A 23,768-nucleotide genomic window follows, 5' to 3' on the forward strand; every position below is an offset into this window, starting at 1 on the left:
GGACCATGGTGTACACGCGGATCGTCCGTGCGAGAGTGCGCGCCACGTTCGACCAGATCAACGACGGCGACTATCGGACGATGGTCGACGGGCTCGCCCCCTCGTTCACCTATCGCTTCCACGGCGACCACGCACTCGGCGGGGTTCGCACGTCCAGGGAGTCGATGCTGCGCTGGTGGGAACGCGTCGTGAGACTCCTACCGGGTGCGCGATTCGAGGTTCAGGACGTGCTCGTGAACGGCGGCCCCTGGAACACGCGCATCGCCGTGCGGTCCCTTGTCTCGGGTGACCTGCCGGACGGCACTCGTTACGAGAACACGGTCTTCCAGTTCATGACGCTGGTGTGGGGCCGGGTGTCCTCGGTCGAGACCGTCGAAGACCTGCAGGTCCTCGAACGCGCATTGGAGGCGGTGGCCTCAGTCGGGGTCGAGGAGGCGCGCGCCGCGCCCATCGTGGACTGAGTCCGCGACTTCAGCCGCCGGCCGGGGATGCCGGCGGCCCTTCAGCCCGGCCGTCAGTCGTACATGCCGACGTTGATCGGACCCGTCAGGTCGGGCGGAGCGGCCCGGAAGCCGCGCGTCTTGACGAGCAGGTAGACGACCCCGATCGCGGTCCAGGCGCCGCCGATGATCATCGAGATCCCGTCCAGGCTCAGCCAGAGTGCCACGTTGATCACGACGCCGATCGCGGGGATGACGACGAAGCCGATCCAGGATCCGATCGTGCGCTTCGAGATGAACCGGAAGAACACGAAGATCACCGAGAGGTTCACGAACGTGAAGGCGATGAACGCGCCGAAGTTGATCATCGACGACGCCTGCGCGAGGTTCACGAACAGCGCGGTCAGGGCGATCGCGGCGACGATGAGGACGTTCGCGACCGGGACTCCGGTGCGCGGGTTCACGCGGCTGAACAGGCGCTTGGGCAGGGCGCCGTCGCGGCCCATCGCGTACAGCAGGCGCGCCGCGCTCATCTGCTGCGTGATGCCGCAGCCCAGCACCGCCATCATGTAGCCGCCGACGAAGATCGCCTGGAATGCGGCGCCGCCGATGTACTTGGCGATCTCGGGGGAGGCGCCGACGATGTTCTCCAGCTTCGTGACGTCGGGGAACAGTGTCTGCATCACGTAGGTCACGGTGAGGAAGAACGCACCGGCTGCGGCGACGATGATGAAGATGGCCCGGGGGATGTCCTTGGTGGGACGCTTCGCCTCCTCCGCGAGGGTGGAGACGGCATCGAAGCCGAGGAACGACAGGGCCAGGATGGCGGCGCCGCCGGCGAGGGCCGCGGCCTGGACGTCGTCGGAGAAGAACGGTCGCATCGTGAACGCCGCACCGTTGGCGCCGTTCGCGATGTTCACGACCGCGAGCACCACGAAGAGCACGGCGACGACGAGCTGGATCCCGACGAGGATGACGTTCATGCTGGCCGCGAGACGCACGCCGACGAGGTTGAGCGCCGTGCAGATGCCGACGGTGAGCAGCACCCATACCCAGAACGGCACGCCGGGGGCGATCGCGCCCATGTAGATCCCGGAGAGGATCGCGTTGATCATGGGCAGCAGCAGGTAGTCGAGGGTCGCTGCCCAGCCCACCAGGAAGCCCACGGACGGATGGATGCTCTCCTTGGCATAGGTGTACGCGGATCCGGCGATCGGGAAGAAGCGGACCATGCGCGAGTAGCTGAACGCGGTGAAGAGGACCGCGACCAGCACCACCAGGTAGGCGAGCGGCACGTGGCCGCTGGTCTGGTCGGCCACGATCCCGAACATGTCGAACACCGCGAGCGGCGCCATGTAGGCGAGGCCGATGAAGACGAGGTGGCGCAGTTTCAGGGTGCGCTTGAGTGCTCCCTGCTCGTGCGTGACGACGTGGGCGAGCTGATCGTCGCCGGCGGCGACAGCGGAATGGGATGGCAGCGTTGACATCGTGGGGATCGTCCTCAGTGGGTGTGCGAGTGGCAGTGGTGGTCGGCGGCGGGCTCGGTGCAGCTCTGCCCGGCTCCGCCCGGGTCCTGGACGGGCGCCGCGGCCGCGGCGCCGCCGAGCTCGCCGCGGGCGTCATGCACCGCGGTGCCGCCGACGACGGTGAGGTCGGCGCGCTGGGCGAGGATCTCCGCGGGCTCCATGGCGTAGAGATCGCCCGACCACACGACGAGGTCGGCGAGGTATCCGGTGCGGAGCATCCCGAGGCTGTTCTCGTGGTGGAACGCTCCCGCGCCGCCCTTCGTGTAAGCCTCGAGCGTGCGGTCGAGATCGAGGCGCTCATCGGCGGTCCAGGCGTCGCCGCCGTCGAGACGCGCGCGGGTCATCGCGCTGTAGACGCCGACGAGCGGATCCATCTCGCCCACCTGCCAGTCGCTCGAGAACGTGACGCGCGCGCCGGAGTCGACCATGGAGCGGAACCGCCAGGCACGATCCCAGCGTGCTTCTCCGACGTTCTCCATCCAGGTGCCTGCGACGAGGTCGGGGGAGGCGTGGCGAGGCTGCATCGCCGCGACGACGCCCAGGTCGCGGAAGCGGGGGAGGTCCTCCGGGGCCAGGCACTCCACGTGCACGATGCCGTGCCGGGCGTCTCGCGTGCCGTTGGCGCGCTGGGCGGCCTCGATCGCGTCGAGGGTGAGCCTGATTCCCCAGTCGCCCGTCGCGTGCGTGTGCACCTGGTAGCCCAGGCGATCGAGCTCGACGAACAGCCGGGTGAACTCGAGCGGCTCGAGGCTCGTGTGCCCGCGATGACCGGGACGGTTCGCGTAGTCCTCCAGCATCGCCGCGGTGTGCGGCTCGATCACGTCGTCGGCGTACAGCTTCACCATGCCCAGACGGAAGCGGTCGTGCTGCGGGGTCTCTTTGATCGCCTCGGTGATCCGGGAGCGGAAATCGCCGTCGGATCCCACCGGGTGGTAGATCGCCGCGATCGTCCGCGAGGTGAGCTTGCCCTCGCGCTCGGCCCGGTCGAACAGCGGCAGCTCGGCGAGCGGAACCTGCGGCTCGACCACGGTCGTGATGCCGAAGCGCCGGGCCATGTCGAGGCTGTTCACGATCTTGCGGTAGCGCCGGTCGGGGGAGTACATCGGGATGTCCCGCTGCAGCTCGGCGAGGCCGTCGGTCGTCATGGCGCTCGTGTAGAAGTCGGTGACCCAGCCCGTCGGCTCGCCCGTGCGGTGGTCGATCTCGGGGTTGCCCCAGGCGATGTCGCCGCCGCCCAGGATGCCGAGCTTCGCGAGCGCCGGCCGGTTCAGCCACACCGAATGCTGGTCGTAGGTGGTGATGAAGACAGGCCTGTCGGTGACGCCGGCGAGGTCATCGGCGCGCGGACGGCGCCCTTCGACGACCGAGTAGAGGGCGTTCTCGGCGCAGATCCACTCCAGGCCGGGGTGCGCCTCGGCGAACTTCGCGATGCGCGAGCGCACGACGTCGAGGCTCTGCACCTGGTCGAGGCTCACGGCGAGGTCGTCGTAGCCGAGTAGCAGGTGGTTGTGGGTGTCGGCGACGCCGGGGGTGACCAGGCGGCCCTCGAGCGCGACCGTGCGCAGGCTCGCCGGTGCCTCCGCAGCGGAGCCCACGTAGGTGATCCGGTCGCCCGTGATGCCGATGGCCTCGGCCCACGGCTGCTCGGGATCGAAGGTGCGGACGCGTCCGCCGGTGTAGAGGGTGTCGACCGCCATGTCGGTGCTCCAACGTCTCGGGGCGGCGCTGCTCAGGAGGAGCCGCCGCAGTTCTTTGACTCAAGAGTAAATTAATTCACTCAGATGTCAAGAAACTCTTCCGATCGGATCCGGATCCCTCGACGGGACTGCGATACTGGCTTCATGGCACGCCCGAGCACCCAGGAGCAGCGCCGTCGCGAAGTGGTCGACGCGGCGCTCGACGCCGCCGCCGAGCACGGGCTGCGCAACCTCTCGCTGACGGATGTCGCGAATCAGGCCGGGGTCACCCGGGGCGCGCTGCTGTACTACTACGAGGATCTCGATGCGATCCTGGTCGAGGCCCACGCCGCCGGCATGCGCCGGGTGGGCGAAGAGCGCGAGGCTCTCGTGGCCCAGGCGGAGCGCCCGGCCGAGCAGCTCGCGATCGCGATCCGCGCCGGTCTGCCGAGCGGCCCGGACGACGCGCTCATGCGACTGCTCTACGAGTTCGACGTGCTCGCGGGCAAGTCGCCGCTGCACGACGAGCTCGTGCAGCGGCTCTACGGCGAGCAGCTCGGGCTGTACCGGCGGATCCTGCAGGCCGGTGCGGACGGCGGAGACTTCGCGCTGACCGGCCCGATCGACGACATCGCGATGAACTTCGTCGCCCTGGAAGACGCCTACGGCCTGCACATCGTGGCCGGCGGCAGCATCTCGGTCGCCGACGCGGAGCGGGCCATCGCCCTGTTCGCGCGGCAGGCTGGTGCGCCGCTGCCCGGAGGTGCGGCGCGGGAGTAGCCGTCAGCTCACCGCCTCGCCCGCAGGTGCCGGCGCTGCGAGAGGCCGCGCTTCTGCCGCCTGCTCGCGAAGCCCCCACGGCCACGCCGCCGCGACGGCGAGGAATGCCGCACAGAGCAGGAGGAAGAGTCGGTAGTCGCCCGTCGTGTCGTGCGTCACGGCTCCGAGCAGGGTGCTCACGCCTCCTCCGAGTGCGACGGCCACCATGCCGACGCTCAGCGCGCGCCCGTTGACCGCGCTCGGCAGATAGTGCGACACGACGAAGGCGAGCATCGCCGTCTCCGTCCCGGTCGCGACGCCGATTCCGGTGGTGATGACGATGTCGGACGGCCCAGGGGGCAGCAGAGCCAGGGCGAGCAGCGCCGTCACCGGGATGGCGAGCATGAGGCTCGCGAGGGGGCGGGTGGGGATGCGATCGAGCAGCAGCCCGGCCGCGAGGTTGCCCACCAGCAGTCCGACGCCGAGCAGGCTCTGCCCCATCACCGCCTCGGCCGCGGTGTGCGTCCGCTCCTCCAGGAGAGGCACGAGGTGACCCTGAATGCCGCCGTACCCGAGCGCGGCGAAGAAGCCCCAGCCGAGGATCGCGTAGAGGGTGCGGCTGCGGAACAGGGTGCCCCAGCCTGCGGGGCGGGTCGTGCCGGTGGGGGACGAGACGCCCGTGTGCGCAGGCCGGATGAACAGGAGCGCGGGAAGCGCGGCGAGGACCGCGGTCTGCACGCCGAGCGCGGCGAAGGCTCCTTGCCAGCCGATGGCGCCGATGAGCGCGCCGGCGATGAGGGGGTTGGCGATCGCGCCGAGGCAGGCGCCGGCGAACAGCATTCCGAGGGCGGCGCCGTGGCGCTCCGAGAACGCGGCGCCGACGGCTTTGGCCAGGGGGACCGCGCTTGCGCCGAAGCTCGCGGCATAGGTCACGAGGAACCCCACGGCGAACCCGATCCGGCCGACCGGCAGAAGGCCGACGGCGAGCAGGGACACCACCTCGACGATCAGCGCCGTGATGACCAGCGCGCGCAGATTCAGGCGGTCGGCGGCCCATCCGGTCACGGGGATCAGCACAGGCGAGAGCAGCGTCGCGATCGTGAGGACGCCATAGGTCTCGGTGCGCGACCAGCCGAACTCGTGCTCGATCGCCGCGGAGAACACGCCGAAGGTCTGCACGAGGAATCCGACGGCGCTGAAGGCGAGGACCAGCGAGGCTCCGGCGAGAAGCCGCCAATCGCCGCCGGGCCGGACAGGGGAGTCGGCGTGAGTGGTCATGCCTCCCCTCCTCTCCACGTCGATCCGGCCCAGATCGGCGGTGTTCGCCGCTGCCACGGGCTCGCCGCTTCCAGCTGGGCGCACAGACGCAGCAGCTCGGCTTCGCCCGCGGCGCGCCCCACGAGCTGTACGCCGATCGGCAGGCCGCCGGTGCTGTGCGGGACCGGGATCGAAGCGGCCGGGTGCCCTGTCACGTTCAGGAGCGGCGTGAAGGCCGAGTAGTCGCGCAGCACCCGGTACGAGTAGTCGACGGCGGTCTCGTCGGTGCCGGAGGGATCGAACTCGCCGATCAGCGGTGCCGGTGTGACGGCAGCGGGGGTCAGCCAGAGATCGAACGCGGCGAAGTAGTCGTCGACCGCGTGCGTCGCGGCGCGGAAGACCTGATCGGCGTCGAGCAGGTCGGCCACCGTCACCGTCTCGCCATGGCGCCGGTAGCGCGACGTCATGAGTTCCAGCTCCTCTGGTCCGGCGGGCCGCCCGAGCATCCGCTCGAGGCGATCGATCGACCAGGGCACGGCGTGCGTCCACGCCCGCAGGAACGCGTCGAAGAACCCGGCCCAGGTGACGGCCGGGGAGGCCTCGGCGACGTCATGGCCGAGGCCTTCGAGCAGGGCCGCGGTGCGGCCGACGGCTTCGGCGCAGTCCGGGCCCGCTGTCGCGAAGCCGGGGAGCGCAGTGGCGAAGCCGATGCGGAGCCGCCCCGGCTCCCTGCCGACCTCGGTCGCGAACGGCCGGGACGCCGGCGGGATCAGATACCGGGCCCCCGGATGCGCCCCTTGCGTGGCGTCGAGGAACGCGGCCGAGTCGCGCACGGTGCGCGTCGTGACATGGTTCACCGAGAGGTTGAAGAAGTGGTTGGCCTCGAACGGCGTCCGGCCACGGCTGGGCTTCAAGCCGAAGACCCCGGTGCAATGCGCGGGGGTGCGGATCGAACCGCCGCCGTCCCCGCTCGTGGCGACAGGAACGATGCCCGCGGCGACGGCCGCAGACGCCCCGCCGCTGGATCCGCCCGACGACCGGGAGGGATCCCAGGGGTTGCGTGTCGCGCCGTGCAGCCGCGACTCGGTCACCGCGTAGAGGCCGAACTCGGGCGCCGTCGTCGCGCCGACGAAGGCGACACCGGTCGCGCGGATACGAGCGGAGAACAGGTCATCGGCGGGAACGGTCCGGCCCGCGAGCAGGCGCGACCCCGCTCCGAGCGGACCACCGGCCCTGCCATGCCCGGACTTGCTGAGCACGGGCACGCCGGAGAAGGGGCTGCCGGGCGTCCACGGCGCGGCCTCGTCGATCGGGCCGACGAGAGCGTTGATCGCGGGGTTCACGGCCTCGGCGGCCGACGCCGCGCAGGCGGAGAGCTCAGCCGGTCTGACCTCGCCCTTGCGGAGGAGGACCGCCAGGCCGGTCGCGTCCTGACGTGCGTACTCGTCGAGCCTCATCGTCCGACCTCTCCTGCGGCGCTCGCCGAGGCGACAGGGCGCAGCGCATGGTCCAAGAACTCGAGCGTGCTGTCCGCGACCAGGGCGAGCATCCGTCCGGCGTCGACCGTGCCCAGCTCGAGCAGCCGACGGGCGGGACCGGAGCCGAATTCGACCAGGTCGGTGAAGGCGTGGTGCCGGGCGTCGGGGACGAGTACGCGCTGCACCGGGGCGTGTGATCCCGGTGCCGCGTAGTGGAGGTCGGTGATGACCCTGCCGGAGCGCAGTCGCGACCCGGCAGACGACATGACCAGCATCGGGACCCGGGCGTCATGCAGACGCAGCAGCTCTCCCTGTTGCAGTCCGTCGAGGTTGACCGCGGCCGAGACCCGCAGGTCGACCTGGGCGAGGTTCGCGCTCGTCGACCCTCCGAACGACATGCCGACCAGCGCCAGGCGCGACCAGTCGGCGGCGTCGAGCAGCTGTGCGGCGGTGGCGTCCACGCGCCGCGCACGCCCTTCCGCGGAGGTCAGCGCATCGAGGACGGCGGAGAGGTGACGGATCCACCGCGCGTTCTCGGCGGCCTGCGCATCGACCGTGGCCGCACGGGCCAGTGCGGCGTCTTCGGCGGCGACGGTCCGGGCGGTCAGGAGGGCCGCGATCGTGCGCATGAACTCGGGGCTGGTGAGCCGGCGTCGCTCCGTCGGGGTCATCACGCGCTCGGATCCGTCCGGGCCGGCGATCGCGGCGGCGGCTCCGGGATAGGCGACGGAGACGACGACGTACCCCGCCGACGCCAGATGCTCGCACAGATGCGTGTTCTGCCCGACGAACCCCGTGAAGCCGTGGGAGAAAACGACGACCGGTGCGCCCGTCGTCGCGGGTGCGGCGTCGGGACGCGAGGCCGTGCGCCGCGTGCCGAGCGCGCGCACCCCTGGTGCGGAGAGCAGTGCGCGCAGCCCGCGCACCATCGTCCGCTGTTCGTCCGGGCCGCCGAAGTACTCGCGCGGATCCCCGCCGGTTCCCGCGACCGCCGGATACCAGATCCGGATCACCCCGTCGGTGGGCGCAGGGCCGAGACCGGAGATCAGGGCATCCCGCACGCCGACCGGATGCGGACCGGTGGGCGTCCGCCAGGTCGGCGGAACCGCCGTGCGGCGGGTCAGTCGGATCAGTGCGCGGCGGACGGGGGCGACGATCGCGCCCCGGATCGCCAGCGCCACCCGAAGAGGCCTCGTTGCCCACTCGCTCATGAGCGCTCCTTTTCGATCAGTTGATCGGAATTATATTCCGATCATCCGATCTGTAAAGTGGGGAGCGTGACTTCAGAGCATCCGCCCGCAGCGAGGGGCCGACCGCGCAAGCTCACGGCTGACGCCGTCATCGACGCCGCGGTCTCGCTCATCGTCGAGGACGGCTTCGCATCGCTCTCGACCCGCTCGCTGGCGAAGCGCTTGGGTGTGCGCTCCTCGACGCTCTACTCGTACTTCGCGTCGGTCGAGGAGATCGCGGACGCCGCCGTCTCCCGGATGCTCGACGACATCCGCGTTCCCGACCTCGCCATCGCCGCCGACCCCGTCGGCGCCCTGGTCGCGCTGTTCGTGGATCTGCGGGTCCTGCTCATCGCCCACCCCGAGGCCATCCCCGCGCGCCTCGACTCCCGGCCCTGGGCGCAGATGGTCGGCATGGTCAACGCGCTGCTCCGTCAGTTCCTGGAGCGGGGGCTCACGGTCGAGCGCGCCGCCGCCTGCTACGAGGCGCTGATCGGCGTCACCATGGCCAGCGCGGCCACCGCCCGGCGCGCGCAGCAGGCGTCGGCCGCCGAGGTCGACATGCTCCTGACCGAGCTCGACCCGACCGATACCGACACGCTGCTGCGCCTGCGCACCTGGGCGAGTGAGCCCGACGATGTGCGTTTCCGCGGCACCGTCCGCGAGCTCGTGCGCTGGATGCTGCCGACTCTCGGAGAAGGCGGGCAGCCCGACCCGGCGTGAGCCGCGCTCCGACGCGGCGGGGTGCTGATAGCCGACGGGGTTGGTCCTAGACCTGCATATGCATCGCAGAAGTGAACAATGGCAATCGCCTCGACGTCTCGGCGCTGTGCACCGAAGCTGAGGGGACGGCCCTCCGCCGGTCGTCTCACAGAGTGGGAGCCGTGGCGGCACAAGCATCCACATGACGGAGTGCCATCGCGATGCTTCGCCAGTTGCCTCCCATCCGCTCATATGTGACGATCGCGTGGCAGTTGCGGCAGCGGACATCGCACTTCGCGATCTCGTCCGCAATGATTGCGATGCTGAACCCGTCGCGCACGAGCTGCATGACGCCGTCGCGCTTACCGCTGTTCGGCCGATGATCGAAATCAAGCACTCGTAGATCTTCGACGCCGCAGCCGACGCAGGGATGATCGGCGAGGTAGTCCGCCACGAACGCGCGGCTCTCGTGGCGCTGGGCGTGCGTTCGCGCGCGGATGACGGCCAAGTGGCGGTCGCGGTTCTCCCTGTAGTAGCGCCGCGAAGATTCACGATTGCAAGCACGGCACACTTCTTGGCGACCATCGATGCGCGATGACTTTCGATTGAACTCTGTCAGCGGCTTGACCTGATTACATGTGCCGCACCGCTTTTCGGACGCCGTCGCTTCAGCCTGCTCACGGTTCTGCCTCATGCTCGGCCCTCCCGTCGATGACAGGACGATAAGCGGAACCGCGGACGTTCCGGCGATCAGAGTGACAAGAGGGGCCCGGTCATTCGATGACCGGGCCCCTCTTCACGGTGGGCCCCGTGGGGCTCGAACCCACGACCCGCGGATTAACCTGCCACTTCGGCTTTCGCCGCCGCCCGGTGGGCGTTCGTGGTCTGGACTGTCCCTTCACCCTGGCTTTCGCTGTAGGTGCCACCCGTCCAGTCTCTACACCTTCCGGACTCGCGTCCGGCTTGGCTCGGGATTGCCAACTGGTCTCCCAGGAAGGGTTCCCCGACTTTGAGTGGTGTCATCCCCGGGGTTTCCCCCGAGGCGCTCCTATTGTGTTGAAGTCCGATGCTCTGCCAACTGAGCTAGAGGCCCGTACTCCCGAGTCTATCGGTCGCGACTGGGTGCCCTGCGTCGGGCAGCGCGCGTAGCCTGGGTCGGTGCCCGCACCCTTCCACCGCCCCGTCCGCCTCTCGCCGGAGACGTTCGACTACCTGCTCGGATCCCACGATCCGGCGGAGCAGACGCGGATGGCGCACGCCACGGCGTCGGCGCTCCTGACACGGGTGAGGGCGGACGACAGCGGAGTCAGTGCGGAGCGTCTTGTCGCGTACGCGACCGAGCACGGCATCGACGAGGTCGCGGAACTCTGGGCGAAGAGTCCCGCCGTGTCCCTGCCCGGGGCACTCTGGCGGTTGTATCTGCTGCAGGCGTCGATCCACGCCGACGCCTCCCTGGCCGCGCTCCTGCACGAGCGGGGGCGCATCGAGCTGCCCTCGGTCGACGCACTGGTCGCGGGGGCGCCGGTGCCGGCCGGCCCGGAGGAGCTCGTCGGGCTGATCGACACGATCCTGCACGGCGCGTTCTCCGGCGACTTCGCGATCGCGCTCGAGCGGGCGGCCGCGTTCTGCCGGGTGCAGGCCTCGGGCGCGACCCACGTCGCCGACGACTACGAGCACACCGAACCGGCGCGCGCGAGCGAACTCACCACCCGCGCGTCGCGCCTCAGCGCCTATGCGCAGGACCTCACCGCCTCCGCCGGAGCCTGGCGCGACGGATCGCTGAACTGAGCGGATCCCGGCCGGCTCCCGGGTTAGGCTGGAGCCGATGATGACCAGTCAGGCCCGCGCGGGCCGTTCCCGGATCGGCGATCTGGTCGCCGACTGAGCCGCGCCCCTCCTCGCTCTGCCCGTCCCCGACAGTGCAGAACAGACACAGAGGAGAGACATGACAGCGCATTTCAACCACACGATCATCGCGTCCACCGACGCCGCGGAGATGGCGGAGTTCTACCGCGACCTGCTCGAAGCCGATGAGGCCCCGTCCTGGGGCCCGTTCACGAACGTGCAGATCGGAGGCGGGATCCTGCTGCAGTTCGCGGCCCCGCCGATCGAGTTCCCGCCGCAGCACTACGCCTATCTCGTCGACGACGAGCTCTTCGATCGCGCCTACGCGACGATCACCGAGCGGGGGATCGCGCACTGGGCGGATCCGCAGCGCGCCAGGCCGGGCGAGATCAATCACGAGCACGACGGCCGAGGGGTGTACCTGCTGGATCCGTCAGGGCACTATCTCGAGCTGATCACGCGCCCGTACCTGTGAGATCGGGGGCCGCAGTGGCCGGGGCATGAAGAAGCCGGGCCGCAAGAACGCCTCTCGGCGGAAGGCCGCTCGCAGCGGCGAAAAATGGAGCCCGGGGTTATGCGGCCCGGCCGATCAAGTGTAACGCGTCGGGGGCGGCGGTATTCCCGTCGTCCCCGACGCCGGGCGGGTCGTCCACGCCCTAGGCTCGGACCATGGCCGCAGCCCGATTCGCCCTGCTGATCACGCCCGCCGAGTCCACGGACGAGGAGCGGGCGGATTTCAGCGACAGCTTCCGCAGGATCGATCCGAGCGCTCCGGCGCTCAGCGTGGGCGAGCTGAGCACGCAGCGCGGCGACGGCATCTTCGAGTCGATCGGCGTCATCGACGGCCACGCCCAGGAGGTCGAGCCGCACGTGCAGCGACTGGCTCATTCGGCCGCGCTGTGCGACCTGCCCGAGCCGCACCGCGAGCAATGGCGGCAGGCTGTGGCGCTCGCGGCCGCGGAGTGCGGCCCCGGCGAATGGGTGATCAAGCTCATCCTGAGCCGCGGCGTCGATCACGGACCGGCGCCCACCGCCTGGGTCACCGCCGCGCCGGCCGCGGACTTCGCCGCCGCGCGCACGGAGGGCATCCGCGTCGTCACGCTCGACCGCGGCTACGACAGCGGCGCCGCCGAGCGCTCGCCGTGGCTGCTGCTCGGGGCGAAGACGCTCTCGTACGCGGTGAACATGGCGGCCCTCCGCGAGGCCCACCTGCGCGGAGCCGACGACGCGATCTTCGTCACCACGGACGGCGTCGTGCTCGAGGCGCCCACCGCATCGCTCATCCTGCGTTGCGGCGACCGCTTCGTCACTCCCGCCCCGCACGGCGGGATCCTTCAGGGCACCACCCAGATCAGCCTGTTCGCGCATCTGGAGGCGCAGGGGTATGCCACGGAGTACGCGACCGTGCCCACCGCCGATCTCGCGACCGCCGATCAGGCCTGGCTCCTTTCCAGCGTGCGCCTCGCCGCACCGATCACAGCGATCGACGGCGTGGGCCTCGCGGTCGACCACGCCTTCACCGACGGCTTGAACGCCTACCTCCTCTCCGCGCGCGACTGAGCTGCTCCGGCGCGCGGGTCGGGCGCGTCGCTGGCCGGGAGCGGTCTCAGCGCACCCATAGAATTCCCCCATGAGCTCACTCTGGAAACGCGCCGTCGCGACGACGACCATCGCTCTTGTCGCAGGATTCGGCATCACCGCCTGCAGTTCCGGGGGAGGCACCGCGACCGAGAGCACCAAGAGCTCCGTCGAACAGCAGCAGACCGGCAAGAAGCCGATGACGGCAGGCGATTTCGCTCAGCGGGTGAGTGACGCCATGTCGGCGGCGAAGACCGCGCACATCACCCAGACCATGTCGACGCAGGGGAAGGACGTGTCCTCGACCGGCGAGTTGATGATGGACCCGGATCCGCAGAAGCTGCGCATGCATCTGAACATGTCCGTCGGTGGGCAGGAGGTCAAGGTGTTCCTCGTCGACGGCACCTTCTACATGAACATGGGCGCGATGACCCAGGACAAGTACGTCAAGATCTCGACCGATGGCAGCAACCCCCTCGCCGCTCAGATGCAGGCCATGCTCGGGCAGAGCAACGCGGCGAATCAGATGAAGAACGCCGCTGCGGCAGTGAAGGAATTCACGGTCGCCGGCACCGAGAAGGTCGACGGGGCTGACACCACGCACTACGCCCTGACCCTCGACACCAAGAAGCTGCTTGCCGCACAGGGAGTGCAGGCGGCTCAGGCAGCGCAGATCGGTGACACGCTCACTTACGATCTGTACATCGACGGCAAGGATCTGATCCGTCGCGCGGTGATGAACATGGGCGCTGCGAAGACGACGATCGAGTACTCCCAGTGGGGTGAGCCGGTGACGATCGAGGCGCCGGCAGCCGATCAGCTTATCGAGATGCCCGGTATCTGACCCGACATGCGATGAAGAAGGCCTCCGGACGAGGGAAGGTCCGGAGGCCTTCCGCGTCGCTCGCACGGATCCTCGCCTCCGGGTGGCGGGGAGCTTCGCGAGAGGGCTGGTCGGCCGAGGGGGATGGTCGTAGTCTGCCCCCATGGCAGAGCAACCGTCCGCTCCGGCGGCTTACGACGATCTCCGCGCCGTGTTCGTCAACTGCACCCTGAAACGCAGCCCCGAACTCAGCCACACACAGGGCCTGATGGATCGCAGCATCGCGCTCATGCGGTCACAGGGCGTCACCGTCGACAACATCCGCTTCATCGATCACGACGTCGCCACCGGCGTCTATCCCGACATGCGCGAGCACGGCTGGGCGAGCGATGAGTGGCCGGACGGGATCTGGCCGCTGATCGACGCTGCGGACATCCTCGTGGTGGGCGGGCCGCTGTGGCTCGGGGACAACGCCTCGATCACCCGCAAGCTCATCGAGCGGCTCTACGCGATGAGCGGTCTGTTCAACGACAAGGGCCAGTACGTCTACTACGGCAAGGCCGGCGGCGCGATCATCACCGGCAACGAGGACGGCGTGAAGCACGCCGCGATGTCGATCCTGTACAGCCTGCAGCACATCGGATTCACGATCCCGCCCGCGGCGGATGCCGGCTGGATCGGTGCCATCGGACCCGGCCCGAGCTATCTGGATCCGGGTTCGGGCGGCCCGGAGAACGACTTCACGAACCGCAACACCACGTTCATGACCTGGAATCTGCTGCACACCGCGCGCCGGCTCAAGGATGCCGGGGGCATCCCCGCCTACGGGAACCTCCGCAAAGCCTGGAACGAGGGCGAACGCTGGGGCTACGAGGCCAATCCCGAGTACCGCTGATCGCGGCGTCCCGCGACGCACGAGGGGCCCGGCGCCGCAGCGCCGAGCCCCTCGTGACGGATCAGGCCGGAATCACCCGAAGCGGCCGGAGACGTAGTCCTCGGTCGCCTGCTCCTTCGGCGACGTGAAGATCGTCGCGGTGTCGGAGAACTCGATGAGCTTGCCGGGCTTGCCCGTGCCGGCGATGTTGAAGAAGGCCGTCTTGTCGCTCACGCGCGAGGCCTGCTGCATGTTGTGCGTCACGATCACGATCGTGAACTCGTTCTTCAGCTCGGTGATGAGCTCCTCGATGGCGAAGGTCGAGATCGGGTCGAGGGCCGAGCAGGGCTCGTCCATCAGCACGACCTGCGGGGAGACGGCGATGGTCCGCGCGATGCAGAGACGCTGCTGCTGACCGCCGGAGAGACCCGCTCCCGGCTTGTCGAGGCGGTCCTTGACCTCGTTCCACAGGTTGGCGCCGCGCAGCGACTTCTCGACGAGGTCGTTCGCGTCGGAGGCGGAGATCCGCTTGTTGTTGAGGCGGACCCCGGCCAGCACGTTCTCCTTGATCGACATCGTCGGGAAGGGGTTCGGCCGCTGGAACACCATGCCCACCTGGCGGCGCACGAGCACCGGGTCGACGCCGGGCGCGTACAGGTCCTCGCCGTCGATGTACACGTTCCCCTTGACGGTCGCGCCGGGGATGACCTCGTGCATCCGGTTGAGGGTGCGCAGGAACGTCGACTTCCCGCAGCCCGACGGGCCGATGAAAGCGGTCACCGTGCGGGGCTCGATGTTCATGGACACACCCTCGACGGCGAGGAAGTCGCTGTAGAAGACGTTCAGATCGTTGACTTCGATGCTCTTGGACACGCTGCGTGCCTTCCTGAGTTAGCGGCTCTTCGGCGCGAATGCCTTCGCGACGATCCGAGCGATGAGGTTGAAGATGACGACGACGATGACCAGCAGCAGGGCGGCGCCCCAGGCCTGCGCCTGAGAGGCCGGGATGTCCTTGCCCGGGAAGCTGTAGGCCGTGTAGGCCATCACCGGAAGGGTCTGCATAGGCCCGCTGAAGGGATTCGCGTTGAAGTTGTCGGTGAAGCTCGCGGCGATGAAGATCGGTGCGGTCTCGCCGATGACGCGGGCCACCGCGAGGACGACGCCCGTCACGATGCCGCTCGCGGCCGTGCGGAGCACCACCTTGATGATGGTCGTCGCTCGCGGCACGCCGAGCGCCAGCGAGGCCTCCCGCAGCTCGTTCGGCACCAGCCGGATCATCTCCTCGGTGGAGCGGATCACGATCGGGATCATCAGCACGCAGAGGGCGATCGAGGCGGAGAAGCCGCTGAACGCCTTCGGGCCGACGATGAGCGCGAACAGCGAGAATGCGAAGAGACCGGCCACGATCGAGGGGATGCCCGTCATGACGTCCACGAGGAACGTGATCGTGCGGCGCAGCGGGTTGCTCGGCTGCGCGTACTCCGTCAGGTAGACGGCGGCGAGGATGCCGATCGGCACCGAGATCAGCGCGGCGATCCCGGTGATGATCAGCGTTCCGACGACCGCCTGCAGCGCGCCGGGGGTGTTCGTCACGGCGAGCGTGTTCGGATCGAACACGCTTCCGCCGACCTTGGTCACGAAGTCCCAGGTCAGCACCTTGAGCCCCTGCGCCACCACGGTCCAGAGCGTCGAGATCAGCGGAGCCACGGCGAGGACGAAGGCGCACACCACGAGGCCGCGGACGATGCGGTCGACGGCCTTGCGGCGGCCCTCAACGATGCCGGATCCGATGCCGACGGCGATGAGGTAGATCACGGCGGTGAGCACGAGCCACACCGCCGGGTTGAACAGCTGGATCACCAGGAGCACGGCCGCCACGACGACGGCGGTGCCGATCGCGAGCACGGGTTCGATCCAGCGGGGCAGCTGTCCGCTGGTGAGGCTCAGCGGCTGTGCCGCGGCCGGCGCAGGACTGACGGCGGTCATACGCGCTTTCCAATCTTCGGCGACGTGCGTGCCTTGCGGTCGGAGCGGCCGAGGATGCCGCGAGCGATCATGTTGACGGCGAGCGACACCACGAAGAGCATGAGGCCGGTGCCGATCAGCGCGGAGCGCTGCAGGTCGGTGGCGATCGGGAAGTTGTTCGCGATGTTCGCGGCGATCGTCTGGGAGTTGTATCCGTCGGTGAGCACGGCGACCGAGAACAGCAGCGACGGCGAGATGATCAGCGCGATCGCCATCGTCTCGCCGAGCGCCCGCCCGAGTCCCAGAAGGATGGCGGAGACCATGCCGCTGCGCGCATAGGGGAAGACGGCCAGCCGGATCATCTCCCAGCGCGTCGCGCCGAGCGCGAGGGCGGCCTCCTCGTTCAGCCGCGGCGTCTGCAGGAAGATCTCGCGGGTCAGCGCGGTGACGATCGGCAGGATCATCACCGCGAGGACGACGCCTCCGGCGAGCATGGTCGAGCCCGTGCTCGACACCGGCCCCTGGAAGAGGGGGATCCAGCCGAAGTACTGGTTGAGGAACTCCGCGAGCGGCAGCAGGAAGGGGCGCATCACGATGACGCCCCACAGGCCGAACACGATGGACGGCACGGCGGCGAGCAGGTCGACCACATACGCGAGGCCGCTGGCGAGCCGGCGGGGCGCATAGTGCGAGATGAACAGCGCGATGCCGATCGCGACGGGGGCGCCCAGGACGAGAGCGATCAGCGCCGACCAGATGCTGCCCCAGAGCAGCGGGGCAACGTAGTTCCAGAAGCTGCCCCAGTTCTTGTTCTGGTAGCCGGCGAGGTCGGAGTTCGTCTCCCAGTTCGCCGTGATGGCGGGAAGTCCCTTGAGGATCAGGAAGATCGCGACACCGGCGAGGATCACCATGATGGACACGGCGGCCGTCGTCGACAGACCGAGGAAGAACCTGTCGCCGGCGCGACGCTTGCCGATGAGCTTCTCGGGGGCGACCGTGGTCGCCTGTTCACGCTGCGCGACGTCAGTCACGGTGCCACTCTAGATCTCGCATGTGTGTGCGCGTCTTTCTTTGTGCTCCGGCCAAGGGCAGGAGAGGGATCGGGCCAGCACGAAAACTCGGCAGGGCCTCCGAGCGGGTCGGCTGCCCTGCCCAGCCCGGGTCGGCTCCGAAGAGCCGACCCGGGCCGGCCTGATGCTTACTTGATGGTCGCGAGCGACTCCTGGGCCGCCTTCAGGACGGAGTCCGGGAGGGGCGCGGCGCCGGCGTTCTTCACGGCGACCTGCTGGCCGATCGTGCTGTCGATGAAGCCGATGTAGCTCTTCACGAGTGCGGCCTGGGCCGGGGTCTTGAACGTGGTGCACGCGATCGCGTAGGAGACCAGCGGGATCGGGTAGGTCTCGGCGGTCAGCTTCGAGTAGTCGAACTTCTTCGACAGGTCACCCTTGACGCCGTTGGAGGCGTCGACCGCGGCGACGTCGAACGTCTTCGAGACGGCCTCGGGGCTGAACGCGATGGCCTTGCCGTCCTGCAGGATCGACGCGCTGGCGAGCTTGCCGATCGCGGAGTGGTCGGCGTAGCCGATGGTGCCCGAGCCGGCCTCGACAGCCTGAACGACGCCCGAGCCGCCCTTCTGCTTGGAGACGTCGCCCTCGACCGGCCAGTCCTTGCCCGCGGGGAAGGTCCAGACGGAAGACTGCGTGCCGGCGAGGTAGTTGGTGAAGTTCGCCGTGGTGCCAGAGCCGTCCGAGCGCGCCACCGTGGTGATCTTGCCGGCGGGGAGCGCCGTGCCGTTGTCCTTGGTGATCGCCGCGTCGGACCAGTCGGTGATCTTCAGGGAGAAGATCTTCGCGATGGTCTCGCCGCTGAGCTTGAGGTCGGTCACACCCGGGACGTTGAAGACGATGGCGACGCCGTCGAGGTAGACGGGGATGTTGATGCCGCCCTCGGTGCACAGGGCCTTCGACTGCGTGGTCTGGTCGGCGTTCAGGGGCGAGTCGGAACCAGCGAAGTCGTACGCGCCGCTGAGGAAGTTGGTGACGCCGCCGCCGGAGCCCTGGGACTTGTCGTAGTTGATGGTGACGCCCTTGACCTGAGCGTTGTACGCAGCGGTCCACGCAGCCTGCGCGTTCGCCTGAGCGCTCGAGCCACCCGAGGTGATCGTGCCGGTCAGTGAGGCGTCGACCTTCGAGGTGATCGCGCTCGAGGTCGGAGCCGCAGAGGGGGAGTCGCTGCTCGTGCTGCTGGGCGTCGAGGAGCAGCCCGCGAGCGCGATCGCGGCGAGCACGCCGGCTGCGCCGATCGTGGTGATGCGGTTGAGCTTCACTATGTAAGTCCTTCGCTGTGTCGAGTGTGCCCTGGTGCAGGGCCACGCCAGACGATATGCGTCGTCTGTTACGCGATCAAAGATCGAAGGTAAACGGGGGGTGAACGACGATCTGCGCCCGTTCAGATCTTGGGCAGGTGCGTCTCGATCGAGATGATGCCGGATCCGGGGTTGGTCGCACTGAGATGCACCACGCTGAACGCCCCGACCTCGAGGGCGGAGGCGCTGCCGAGATAGGAGCCGTGCATCGTGCCCGTGGCCAGCGCGATCTCGCGCATGATGTCGGGCAGCACCGGTCCGTGACTGCACAGGACGGCGGGCTTGCCCGAGCGCACGCGCTTCCCGATCACGGTGCGCGGATCCGACAGGCCCTCCTCCCAGAGGTCCTGGCTGAGCAGATCGGTCTTGCGGACCTTGTGCCCGATGGCCTTGGACAGGGGCATCACGGTCTCCACGCAGCGACGGGCGTCGCTGGACACGATCCGTTCGACGCCGAACGCCCGCAGGGGCCCCACGATCGCCTTCGACTGGGCGTGGCCGCGCGGGGTCAGCGGACGCGACGCGTCGGATCCGAGCCACACCCCGCGGTTGGCGGCCTTCGCATGCCGCAGCACGACGAGCGGGAAGGTGCGCAGGGCTCCGTCGTCGACGAGCTTCGCGAACGCGTCCAGGATCTCGACGTCGACCGGGTAGCTGAGCCGCGCCCGCGCCTTCTTCAGGCTCACCCATTCGAGGGCGGCGATCTCGCGGTTGGGTACGAACGCGGACGCCCGCACGGCCTCGTCGGTGGCCTCCGCAGCCCAGTAGTGCACGACCTTCTGCTTGCGGTTGGCCATCGTGTACCGGGAGACGCCCACCGGAGCACCGAGCGAGACCCGGATCCCGGTCTCCTCGAAGATCTCCCGCACCGCGGTCTCCGCGAGCATCTCGCCAGGGTCGACCTTTCCCTTGGGGAGGGTCACGTCCCGGTACTTCGTGCGATGGATCAGCAGGATCCGCAGCTTGTCCTCCACGACACGCCACACCAGGCCGCCGGCCGCGTACACGGCGCGGTCGGGGCGGTCTGCGACGACGGTGACACCCGTGGTGTCCGCGGTGGCGGCGGAGGGTCCGAGGGGGCTGGGGGTCATCGCACCGCCCTGGCCCTGCGACGCTGCTGGATCTGCGACATGGTCCTATCCTGCAGGTCGACGAGCGGAGCGCCAACCTCGGAGAACGCGCGCCGGGTCCATACCCCGTCTGCTCCCAGGTGCCAGGACGACGTCTCGGGGGAGAGGGCGAGGTCGAAGAACCCCAGCAGCTCGTCGATGTGGGCCGGATCGGTGACCCGCACGAGCGCCTCGACCCGGCGGTCGAGGTTGCGGTGCATCATGTCGGCGCTGCCGATGAAGACCTGCGGATCGCCGTCGTTGTGGAACGCGAAGATGCGCGAGTGCTCGAGGTAGCGCCCGAGGATCGAGCGGACGGTGATGTTGTCGGTGATGCCTGGCAGATCCGTGCGCAGGCTGCAGATGCCGCGCACCCACACGTCTACGGGCACGCCCGCCGCGCTCGCCCGGTACAGGGCGTCGATGATCTGCTCGTCGACCATCGAGTTCACCTTGATCCGGATGTGCGCCGGCTTGCCGTCGAGAGCGTTCTCGCGCTCCTTCTCGATGTGCCGGAGCAGGCCCTTCCTCAGGTGCAGCGGGGCGACGAGGAGACGCTTGAACTTCTTCTCGATCGCATAGCCGCTGAGCTCGTTGAACAGACGGGTGAGGTCCTTGCCGACCTGAGGGTCGGCTGTGAACAGCCCGAAGTCCTCGTAGATGCGACTGGTCTTCGGGTTGTAGTTGCCCGTGCCGATGTGGCTGTAGCTGCGCAGCACACCGTCCTCCTCGCGGATGACGTTGACGAGCTTGCAGTGCGTCTTCAGCCCGACCAGGCCGTACACGACGTGCACGCCGGCCTTCTCGAGCTTGCGCGCCCAGACGATGTTGTTCGCCTCGTCGAAGCGGGCCTTCACCTCGACGAGCGCGAGCACCTGCTTGCCGGACTCTGCGGCGTCGATGAGCGCCTGCACGATCGGGCTGTCTCCCGAGGTGCGGTACAGCGTCTGCTTGATGGCGAGCACGTGCGGATCCCGCGCCGCCTGCTCGAGGAACGCCACGACGCTCGTCGTGAACGACTCGTAGGGGTGGTGCACGAGCACGTCCGCCTTGCGGATCGCCTTGAAGATGTCGATGCGCTCGTTCGCGCCCGGCTTGAACGCGAGCGCGGTCGTGGGCACGTGCGGCGTGTACCGCAGGTCGGGGCGATCGATCCGGCCCAGCCCGAACAGGCCGCGCAGGTCGAGGGGCCCGGGGAGCCGGTAGACCTCCTGGTCGGTGATGTCGAGCTCGTTGATGAGCAGATCGAGCGTCACGTCGTCCATGTCGTCGGTGATCTCGAGGCGGATCGGGGGGCCGAAGCGGCGGCGCAGCAGCTCGGCCTCGAGCGCCTGGATGAGGTTCTCCGACTCGTCCTCCTCGATCTCCACGTCCTCGTTGCGCGTGAGGCGGAACGCATGGTGGTCGAGCACCTCCATCCCGGGGAAGAGGTCGTCGAGGTGGTTCGCGATGAGCTCCTCCAGGCGGATGAAGCGCAGCTCGCCATCCACCGAGGGCACCTCGACGAAGCGAGGCAGCATGGGCGGGACCTTGAGCCGCGCGAATTCCTGGCGGCCGGTGCGGGCGTTGCGGATCCGGATCGCGAGGTTCAGCGACAGGCCCGAGATGTACGGGAACGGATGCGCGGGGTCGACGGCGAGCGGCATCAGCACCGGGAAGACGTTGGCCTGGAAGTAGTCGGTGAGCTCGGCCTTGGCCTCGCCGTCCAGGTCGTCCCAGTCCACGATCGTGATGCCCTCGGCCGCCAGCGCCGGGCGGATCATCCCGGTCCATGCGGCGGCATGGCGCCGCTGCAGCGTGTGCGCATCCGCGGAGATGTCGGCCAGGACGTCGGCGGGGGCTCGGCCGACGTTGGTGGGCACGGCCAGGCCCGTGACGATGCGGCGCTTGAGGCCGGCGACGCGCACCATGAAGAACTCGTCCAGGTTGCTCGCGAAGATCGCGAGGAAGTTCGCCCGCTCGAGCACGGGGAGCGTCTCGTCCTCGGCGAGCTCCAGCACGCGCTGATTGAACGCCAGCCAGCTCAGCTCGCGGTCGAGGTAGCGGGACTCCGGGAGGAGCGAGTCGTCCGGCGCGATGAGCTCGTCGAAGTCATCGTCCTCGGCGTCGCCGAGTCCGGAGTCTGCCAGTGCGGGATCGATCATGCGCCCATCATTGCAGGATGACGTTGCCTGGAGGTGAACGCGTCGAGATCCGGATCCGAGATCCGTGCCCAGGGCGGGGTCGTGCCGTCGCGGGGCCCGCTCAGCGGGGGCCGGGGGCGACCGGGCGGACCTCGTCCTCGTCGACGTTGAAGCGGTAGCCGACGTTGCGCACGGTGCCGATGATGTGCTCCTGGTCGCCGAGCTTGGCCCGCAGCCGCCGCACGTGCACATCGACCGTGCGGGTGCCGCCGAAGTAGTCGTAGCCCCAGACCTCGCTGAGCAGCTGCTCGCGCGTGAACACGCGGGAGGGGTGCGTGGCGAGGAAGTGCAGCAGCTGGAACTCCTTGTACGTGAGATCCAGCGGGGTGCCGCGCAGCTTGGCCGAGTAGGACTGCTCGTCGATCGTCAGCCCCGATGTCTGCACCTTGACGGGCTCGGCGGACGGAGCCTCCCTGGACAGGGCGAGCCGGATGCGGGCGTCGATCTCCGCGGGTCCTGCATCGGTGAGCAGCACGTCGTCGATGCGCCATTCGCCGTTCACCGCGGTCATCCCGCCCTCGGTCACGACCAGCAGCAGAGGCCCGCGCAGTCCCGTGGTGCGGATCAGCGTGCACAGCGACTTGGCCGCCACGAGGTCGGTGCGCGCATCCACGATCACGGCATCCGCGTCGGGGGCCGTCACGAGCTCCGCGGGCTGCGCCGGGATCGTGCGGACACGATGTCCGAGCAGCTCCAGGGCGGGCAGAACCGGCGCCTCGGCAGGAGACGACGTCAGAACCAGCAGTTGCGCCACGCGGATCCTTTCCTGCTGACACCTTACTCAGGACCGCACGCACAGCGCGGATGGGTGACAATGGGCGCATGGCCGATCCCGTCCTCGCTCCGCGCAGTCCCTTCGTCGGGCTCGTCGTCACCTGGGCCGTCGCCGCGGTGGGGGCGATCCTGATCGGGGTCGTCGCACCAGACGACCGCCTGATGACCTGGTACGCGATCGGGTTCGGCATCTGCGTGCTGCTGTCCTTCGCCGTCCAGCTCTTCCGCGGCGAGACCCGCGGGTTCATCCTGCGCGTCTCCGCCGGGAGCCTCGGCGCGCTCCTGGTGATGGGGATCGTCTCCGCGGGCTTCGGCATCGCGGCGCTGTTCGGCGCCTGAACCCTGGTGCGTCACAGGAGGCCCTGCCCGGCGCGGCAGGGGCTTCGGACGGCATAGAGTAGTCGCATGGACATCGTCGCGCTCGAACTCTTCTTCGTCGGCCTGCTGGTCCTCGCGGGGCTCGCGATCACCTTCTGCGCAGGGGCCGTTCTGGTCAACCTGTTCCGCGGTCAGCGCTGATCAGCGCCCGCCTCGCGACAACTGCTGAGAGAAGGCTTCTCGTGCTCGATCTCCCCTCCGACCTGCCCGCCGACATCGTGCCGCTGTCCTGGCTGCTCGGCGTCTGGGAGGGCAGTGGCGTCATCGACTACGAGGTCCCAGGACCCGACGGCGACGATGACGCGCACCGCTACCAGGGCGAGTTCGCGCACCGCGTGAGCTTCAGCCACGACGGCGGGCCGTTCCTGAACTACGCGGCGACCGCGACCTTCACCCCGGAGGACGGCGAGCCGATGGCGCTCGTGGCCGAAACCGGGTTCTGGCGCCTGGCGCGCCCCGCGGACGCGCAGGACTCGGGGCCGGGGCTGCTCCCGCCGCGCGAGGTCCGGACCGCCGAGCGCACCGTGGACGACGTGGAAGCGCTGCGACGGCCCGAGGGCGGTTTCGCGATCGAGGTGTCGATCGCCCACTCGGACGGCATGCTCGAGCTCTACCTCGGCCGCATCGACGGACCGCGCATCGACATCGCCACCGATGCCGTCGTCCGCGCAGAAGGCGCCAAGGAGTACGGCGCCGCGACCCGGATGTACGGCCTGGTCGACGGCCACCTGCTCTGGGCCTGGGACATCGCCGCGCTCGGAGCGGGACTGCGCTCGCACGCGTCCGCCCGGCTTGCGAAGGTCTGAT

At 69.1% G+C, this 23,768-nt stretch carries 23 protein-coding genes; 10 read left to right on the top strand and 13 right to left on the bottom strand.

From position 1 onward, the window contains the following. The first annotated feature begins 5 nt into the window (after positions 1-5). On the top strand, positions 6-461 hold the full coding sequence (locus RS86_RS16930) for a nuclear transport factor 2 family protein (RefSeq protein WP_235281814.1): 456 nt from the start codon (positions 6-8) through the stop codon (positions 459-461). Between the two features lie 53 nt (positions 462-514). Here the strand turns inward: RS86_RS16930 and RS86_RS16935 are convergent, their stop codons facing one another. Both RS86_RS16935 and RS86_RS16940 read right to left on the bottom strand, forming a co-directional pair. After that, positions 515-1,927: an APC family permease gene (locus tag RS86_RS16935; RefSeq protein ID WP_045273432.1), complete on the bottom strand. Its 1,413-nt coding sequence runs from the start codon at positions 1,925-1,927 to the stop codon at positions 515-517. 14 nt (positions 1,928-1,941) lie between these two features. Next, the gene (locus RS86_RS16940; RefSeq protein ID WP_045273433.1) at positions 1,942-3,663 is read right to left on the bottom strand and encodes an amidohydrolase; all 1,722 of its coding nucleotides are present in this window, start codon (positions 3,661-3,663) and stop codon (positions 1,942-1,944) included. Between the two features lie 144 nt (positions 3,664-3,807). Here RS86_RS16940 and RS86_RS16945 point away from each other — a divergent pair, with 144 nt between their 5' ends. Next, on the top strand, positions 3,808-4,422 hold the full coding sequence (locus RS86_RS16945) for a TetR/AcrR family transcriptional regulator (RefSeq protein ID WP_045273434.1): 615 nt from the start codon (positions 3,808-3,810) through the stop codon (positions 4,420-4,422). A 3-nt stretch (positions 4,423-4,425) separates the two neighbouring features. On the opposite strand, the gene RS86_RS16950 is transcribed toward RS86_RS16945, so the two are convergent. The 3 genes from RS86_RS16950 to RS86_RS16960 are packed head-to-tail and all read right to left on the bottom strand — an operon-like array spanning position 4,426 to position 8,347. Further along, positions 4,426-5,679, bottom strand: coding sequence for an MFS transporter (locus tag RS86_RS16950; RefSeq protein WP_045273435.1), 1,254 nt, complete (start codon positions 5,677-5,679; stop codon positions 4,426-4,428). After that, positions 5,676-7,115 carry an amidase gene (locus tag RS86_RS16955; protein ID WP_045273436.1) on the bottom strand — a complete coding sequence of 480 codons (1,440 nt, stop codon included), beginning with the start codon at positions 7,113-7,115 and terminating at the stop codon, positions 5,676-5,678. The genes RS86_RS16950 and RS86_RS16955 overlap by 4 nt, the downstream gene beginning before the upstream one ends. Beyond that, the gene (locus RS86_RS16960; protein ID WP_082076856.1) at positions 7,112-8,347 is read right to left on the bottom strand and encodes a dienelactone hydrolase family protein; all 1,236 of its coding nucleotides are present in this window, start codon (positions 8,345-8,347) and stop codon (positions 7,112-7,114) included. The genes RS86_RS16955 and RS86_RS16960 overlap by 4 nt, the downstream gene beginning before the upstream one ends. Positions 8,348-8,413: 66 nt before the next feature. Between RS86_RS16960 and RS86_RS16965 the strand changes: the two genes are divergently transcribed. Continuing rightward, positions 8,414-9,088, top strand: coding sequence for a TetR/AcrR family transcriptional regulator (locus RS86_RS16965; RefSeq protein ID WP_160299708.1), 675 nt, complete (start codon positions 8,414-8,416; stop codon positions 9,086-9,088). Between the two features lie 145 nt (positions 9,089-9,233). Here RS86_RS16965 and RS86_RS20490 read toward each other — a convergent pair whose 3' ends face one another. After that, entirely contained in the window at positions 9,234-9,761 is a 528-nt protein-coding gene (locus RS86_RS20490) for a hypothetical protein (protein ID WP_152642217.1), read from the bottom strand. A 464-nt stretch (positions 9,762-10,225) separates the two neighbouring features. Here RS86_RS20490 and RS86_RS16975 point away from each other — a divergent pair, with 464 nt between their 5' ends. The 5 genes from RS86_RS16975 to RS86_RS16995 all read left to right on the top strand — a co-directional run bounded on the left by RS86_RS16975 (position 10,226) and on the right by RS86_RS16995 (position 14,208). Next, entirely contained in the window at positions 10,226-10,855 is a 630-nt protein-coding gene (locus RS86_RS16975; protein ID WP_045273439.1) for a hypothetical protein, read from the top strand. A 157-nt stretch (positions 10,856-11,012) separates the two neighbouring features. Further along, entirely contained in the window at positions 11,013-11,387 is a 375-nt protein-coding gene (locus RS86_RS16980; protein WP_045273440.1) for a VOC family protein, read from the top strand. A gap of 194 nt (positions 11,388-11,581) precedes the next feature. Next, complete coding sequence (locus tag RS86_RS16985; RefSeq protein WP_045273441.1) at positions 11,582-12,472, top strand: aminodeoxychorismate lyase; 891 nt, start codon at positions 11,582-11,584, stop codon at positions 12,470-12,472. 70 nt (positions 12,473-12,542) lie between these two features. After that, positions 12,543-13,334, top strand: coding sequence for a DUF6612 family protein (locus tag RS86_RS16990; protein WP_045273442.1), 792 nt, complete (start codon positions 12,543-12,545; stop codon positions 13,332-13,334). Between the two features lie 142 nt (positions 13,335-13,476). Continuing rightward, on the top strand, positions 13,477-14,208 hold the full coding sequence (locus tag RS86_RS16995) for a flavodoxin family protein (RefSeq protein ID WP_045273443.1): 732 nt from the start codon (positions 13,477-13,479) through the stop codon (positions 14,206-14,208). Between the two features lie 72 nt (positions 14,209-14,280). On the opposite strand, the gene pstB is transcribed toward RS86_RS16995, so the two are convergent. The 7 genes from pstB to RS86_RS21030 form a co-directional block, all read right to left on the bottom strand. Continuing rightward, the gene (gene pstB / locus RS86_RS17000; protein WP_045273444.1) at positions 14,281-15,060 is read right to left on the bottom strand and encodes a phosphate ABC transporter ATP-binding protein PstB; all 780 of its coding nucleotides are present in this window, start codon (positions 15,058-15,060) and stop codon (positions 14,281-14,283) included. Positions 15,061-15,078: 18 nt separating this feature from the next. Next, complete coding sequence (gene pstA / locus RS86_RS17005; protein WP_045273445.1) at positions 15,079-16,173, bottom strand: phosphate ABC transporter permease PstA; 1,095 nt, start codon at positions 16,171-16,173, stop codon at positions 15,079-15,081. After that, a complete protein-coding gene (gene pstC, locus RS86_RS17010) occupies positions 16,170-17,183 on the bottom strand; it encodes a phosphate ABC transporter permease subunit PstC (protein WP_045273446.1) in 1,014 nt (337 codons plus the stop codon). The genes pstA and pstC overlap by 4 nt, the downstream gene beginning before the upstream one ends. A 167-nt stretch (positions 17,184-17,350) precedes the next feature. After that, positions 17,351-18,478, bottom strand: coding sequence for a PstS family phosphate ABC transporter substrate-binding protein (locus RS86_RS17015; protein ID WP_045273447.1), 1,128 nt, complete (start codon positions 18,476-18,478; stop codon positions 17,351-17,353). 122 nt (positions 18,479-18,600) lie between these two features. After that, positions 18,601-19,608, bottom strand: coding sequence for an NUDIX hydrolase (locus tag RS86_RS17020; protein WP_082076858.1), 1,008 nt, complete (start codon positions 19,606-19,608; stop codon positions 18,601-18,603). Further along, positions 19,605-21,770 (bottom strand): RNA degradosome polyphosphate kinase, encoded by a 2,166-nt coding sequence (locus RS86_RS17025; RefSeq protein WP_045273448.1) that lies wholly within the window; start codon positions 21,768-21,770, stop codon positions 19,605-19,607. Before RS86_RS17025 ends, RS86_RS17020 begins: the two co-directional genes overlap by 4 nt. 100 nt (positions 21,771-21,870) lie before the next feature. Then, positions 21,871-22,563, bottom strand: coding sequence for a winged helix-turn-helix transcriptional regulator (locus RS86_RS21030; RefSeq protein ID WP_045273449.1), 693 nt, complete (start codon positions 22,561-22,563; stop codon positions 21,871-21,873). Positions 22,564-22,631: 68 nt separating this feature from the next. Here RS86_RS21030 and RS86_RS17035 point away from each other — a divergent pair, with 68 nt between their 5' ends. Both RS86_RS17035 and RS86_RS17045 read left to right on the top strand, forming a co-directional pair. Continuing rightward, entirely contained in the window at positions 22,632-22,922 is a 291-nt protein-coding gene (locus RS86_RS17035) for a hypothetical protein (RefSeq protein WP_045273450.1), read from the top strand. A 221-nt stretch (positions 22,923-23,143) separates the two neighbouring features. After that, positions 23,144-23,767, top strand: coding sequence for an FABP family protein (locus RS86_RS17045; protein WP_045273452.1), 624 nt, complete (start codon positions 23,144-23,146; stop codon positions 23,765-23,767). Position 23,768 lies beyond the last annotated feature (1 nt).

Source organism: Microbacterium azadirachtae (genome assembly GCF_000956505.1).
GTDB lineage: Bacteria > Actinomycetota > Actinomycetes > Actinomycetales > Microbacteriaceae > Microbacterium > Microbacterium azadirachtae_A.

Excerpts from the sequence above, each read along its gene's own strand:
- RS86_RS17020 (WP_082076858.1), bottom strand. The coding sequence starts at position 19,608 with ATGACCCCCAGCCCCCTCGGACCCTCCGCCGCCACCGCGGACACCACG.
- RS86_RS16980 (WP_045273440.1), top strand. The coding sequence starts at position 11,013 with ATGACAGCGCATTTCAACCACACGATCATCGCGTCCACCGACGCCGCG.
- RS86_RS16995 (WP_045273443.1), top strand. The coding sequence starts at position 13,477 with ATGGCAGAGCAACCGTCCGCTCCGGCGGCTTACGACGATCTCCGCGCC.
- RS86_RS17035 (WP_045273450.1), top strand. The coding sequence starts at position 22,632 with ATGGCCGATCCCGTCCTCGCTCCGCGCAGTCCCTTCGTCGGGCTCGTC.
- RS86_RS16950 (WP_045273435.1), bottom strand. The coding sequence starts at position 5,679 with ATGACCACTCACGCCGACTCCCCTGTCCGGCCCGGCGGCGATTGGCGG.
- RS86_RS16960 (WP_082076856.1), bottom strand. The coding sequence starts at position 8,347 with ATGAGCGAGTGGGCAACGAGGCCTCTTCGGGTGGCGCTGGCGATCCGG.
- RS86_RS16935 (WP_045273432.1), bottom strand. The coding sequence starts at position 1,927 with ATGTCAACGCTGCCATCCCATTCCGCTGTCGCCGCCGGCGACGATCAG.
- RS86_RS16940 (WP_045273433.1), bottom strand. The coding sequence starts at position 3,663 with ATGGCGGTCGACACCCTCTACACCGGCGGACGCGTCCGCACCTTCGAT.
- RS86_RS17025 (WP_045273448.1), bottom strand. The coding sequence starts at position 21,770 with ATGATCGATCCCGCACTGGCAGACTCCGGACTCGGCGACGCCGAGGAC.
- pstA (WP_045273445.1), bottom strand. The coding sequence starts at position 16,173 with ATGACCGCCGTCAGTCCTGCGCCGGCCGCGGCACAGCCGCTGAGCCTC.
- RS86_RS16930 (WP_235281814.1), top strand. The coding sequence starts at position 6 with ATGGTGTACACGCGGATCGTCCGTGCGAGAGTGCGCGCCACGTTCGAC.
- RS86_RS16990 (WP_045273442.1), top strand. The coding sequence starts at position 12,543 with ATGAGCTCACTCTGGAAACGCGCCGTCGCGACGACGACCATCGCTCTT.
- RS86_RS16945 (WP_045273434.1), top strand. The coding sequence starts at position 3,808 with ATGGCACGCCCGAGCACCCAGGAGCAGCGCCGTCGCGAAGTGGTCGAC.
- RS86_RS16955 (WP_045273436.1), bottom strand. The coding sequence starts at position 7,115 with ATGAGGCTCGACGAGTACGCACGTCAGGACGCGACCGGCCTGGCGGTC.
- RS86_RS16985 (WP_045273441.1), top strand. The coding sequence starts at position 11,582 with ATGGCCGCAGCCCGATTCGCCCTGCTGATCACGCCCGCCGAGTCCACG.
- RS86_RS20490 (WP_152642217.1), bottom strand. The coding sequence starts at position 9,761 with ATGAGGCAGAACCGTGAGCAGGCTGAAGCGACGGCGTCCGAAAAGCGG.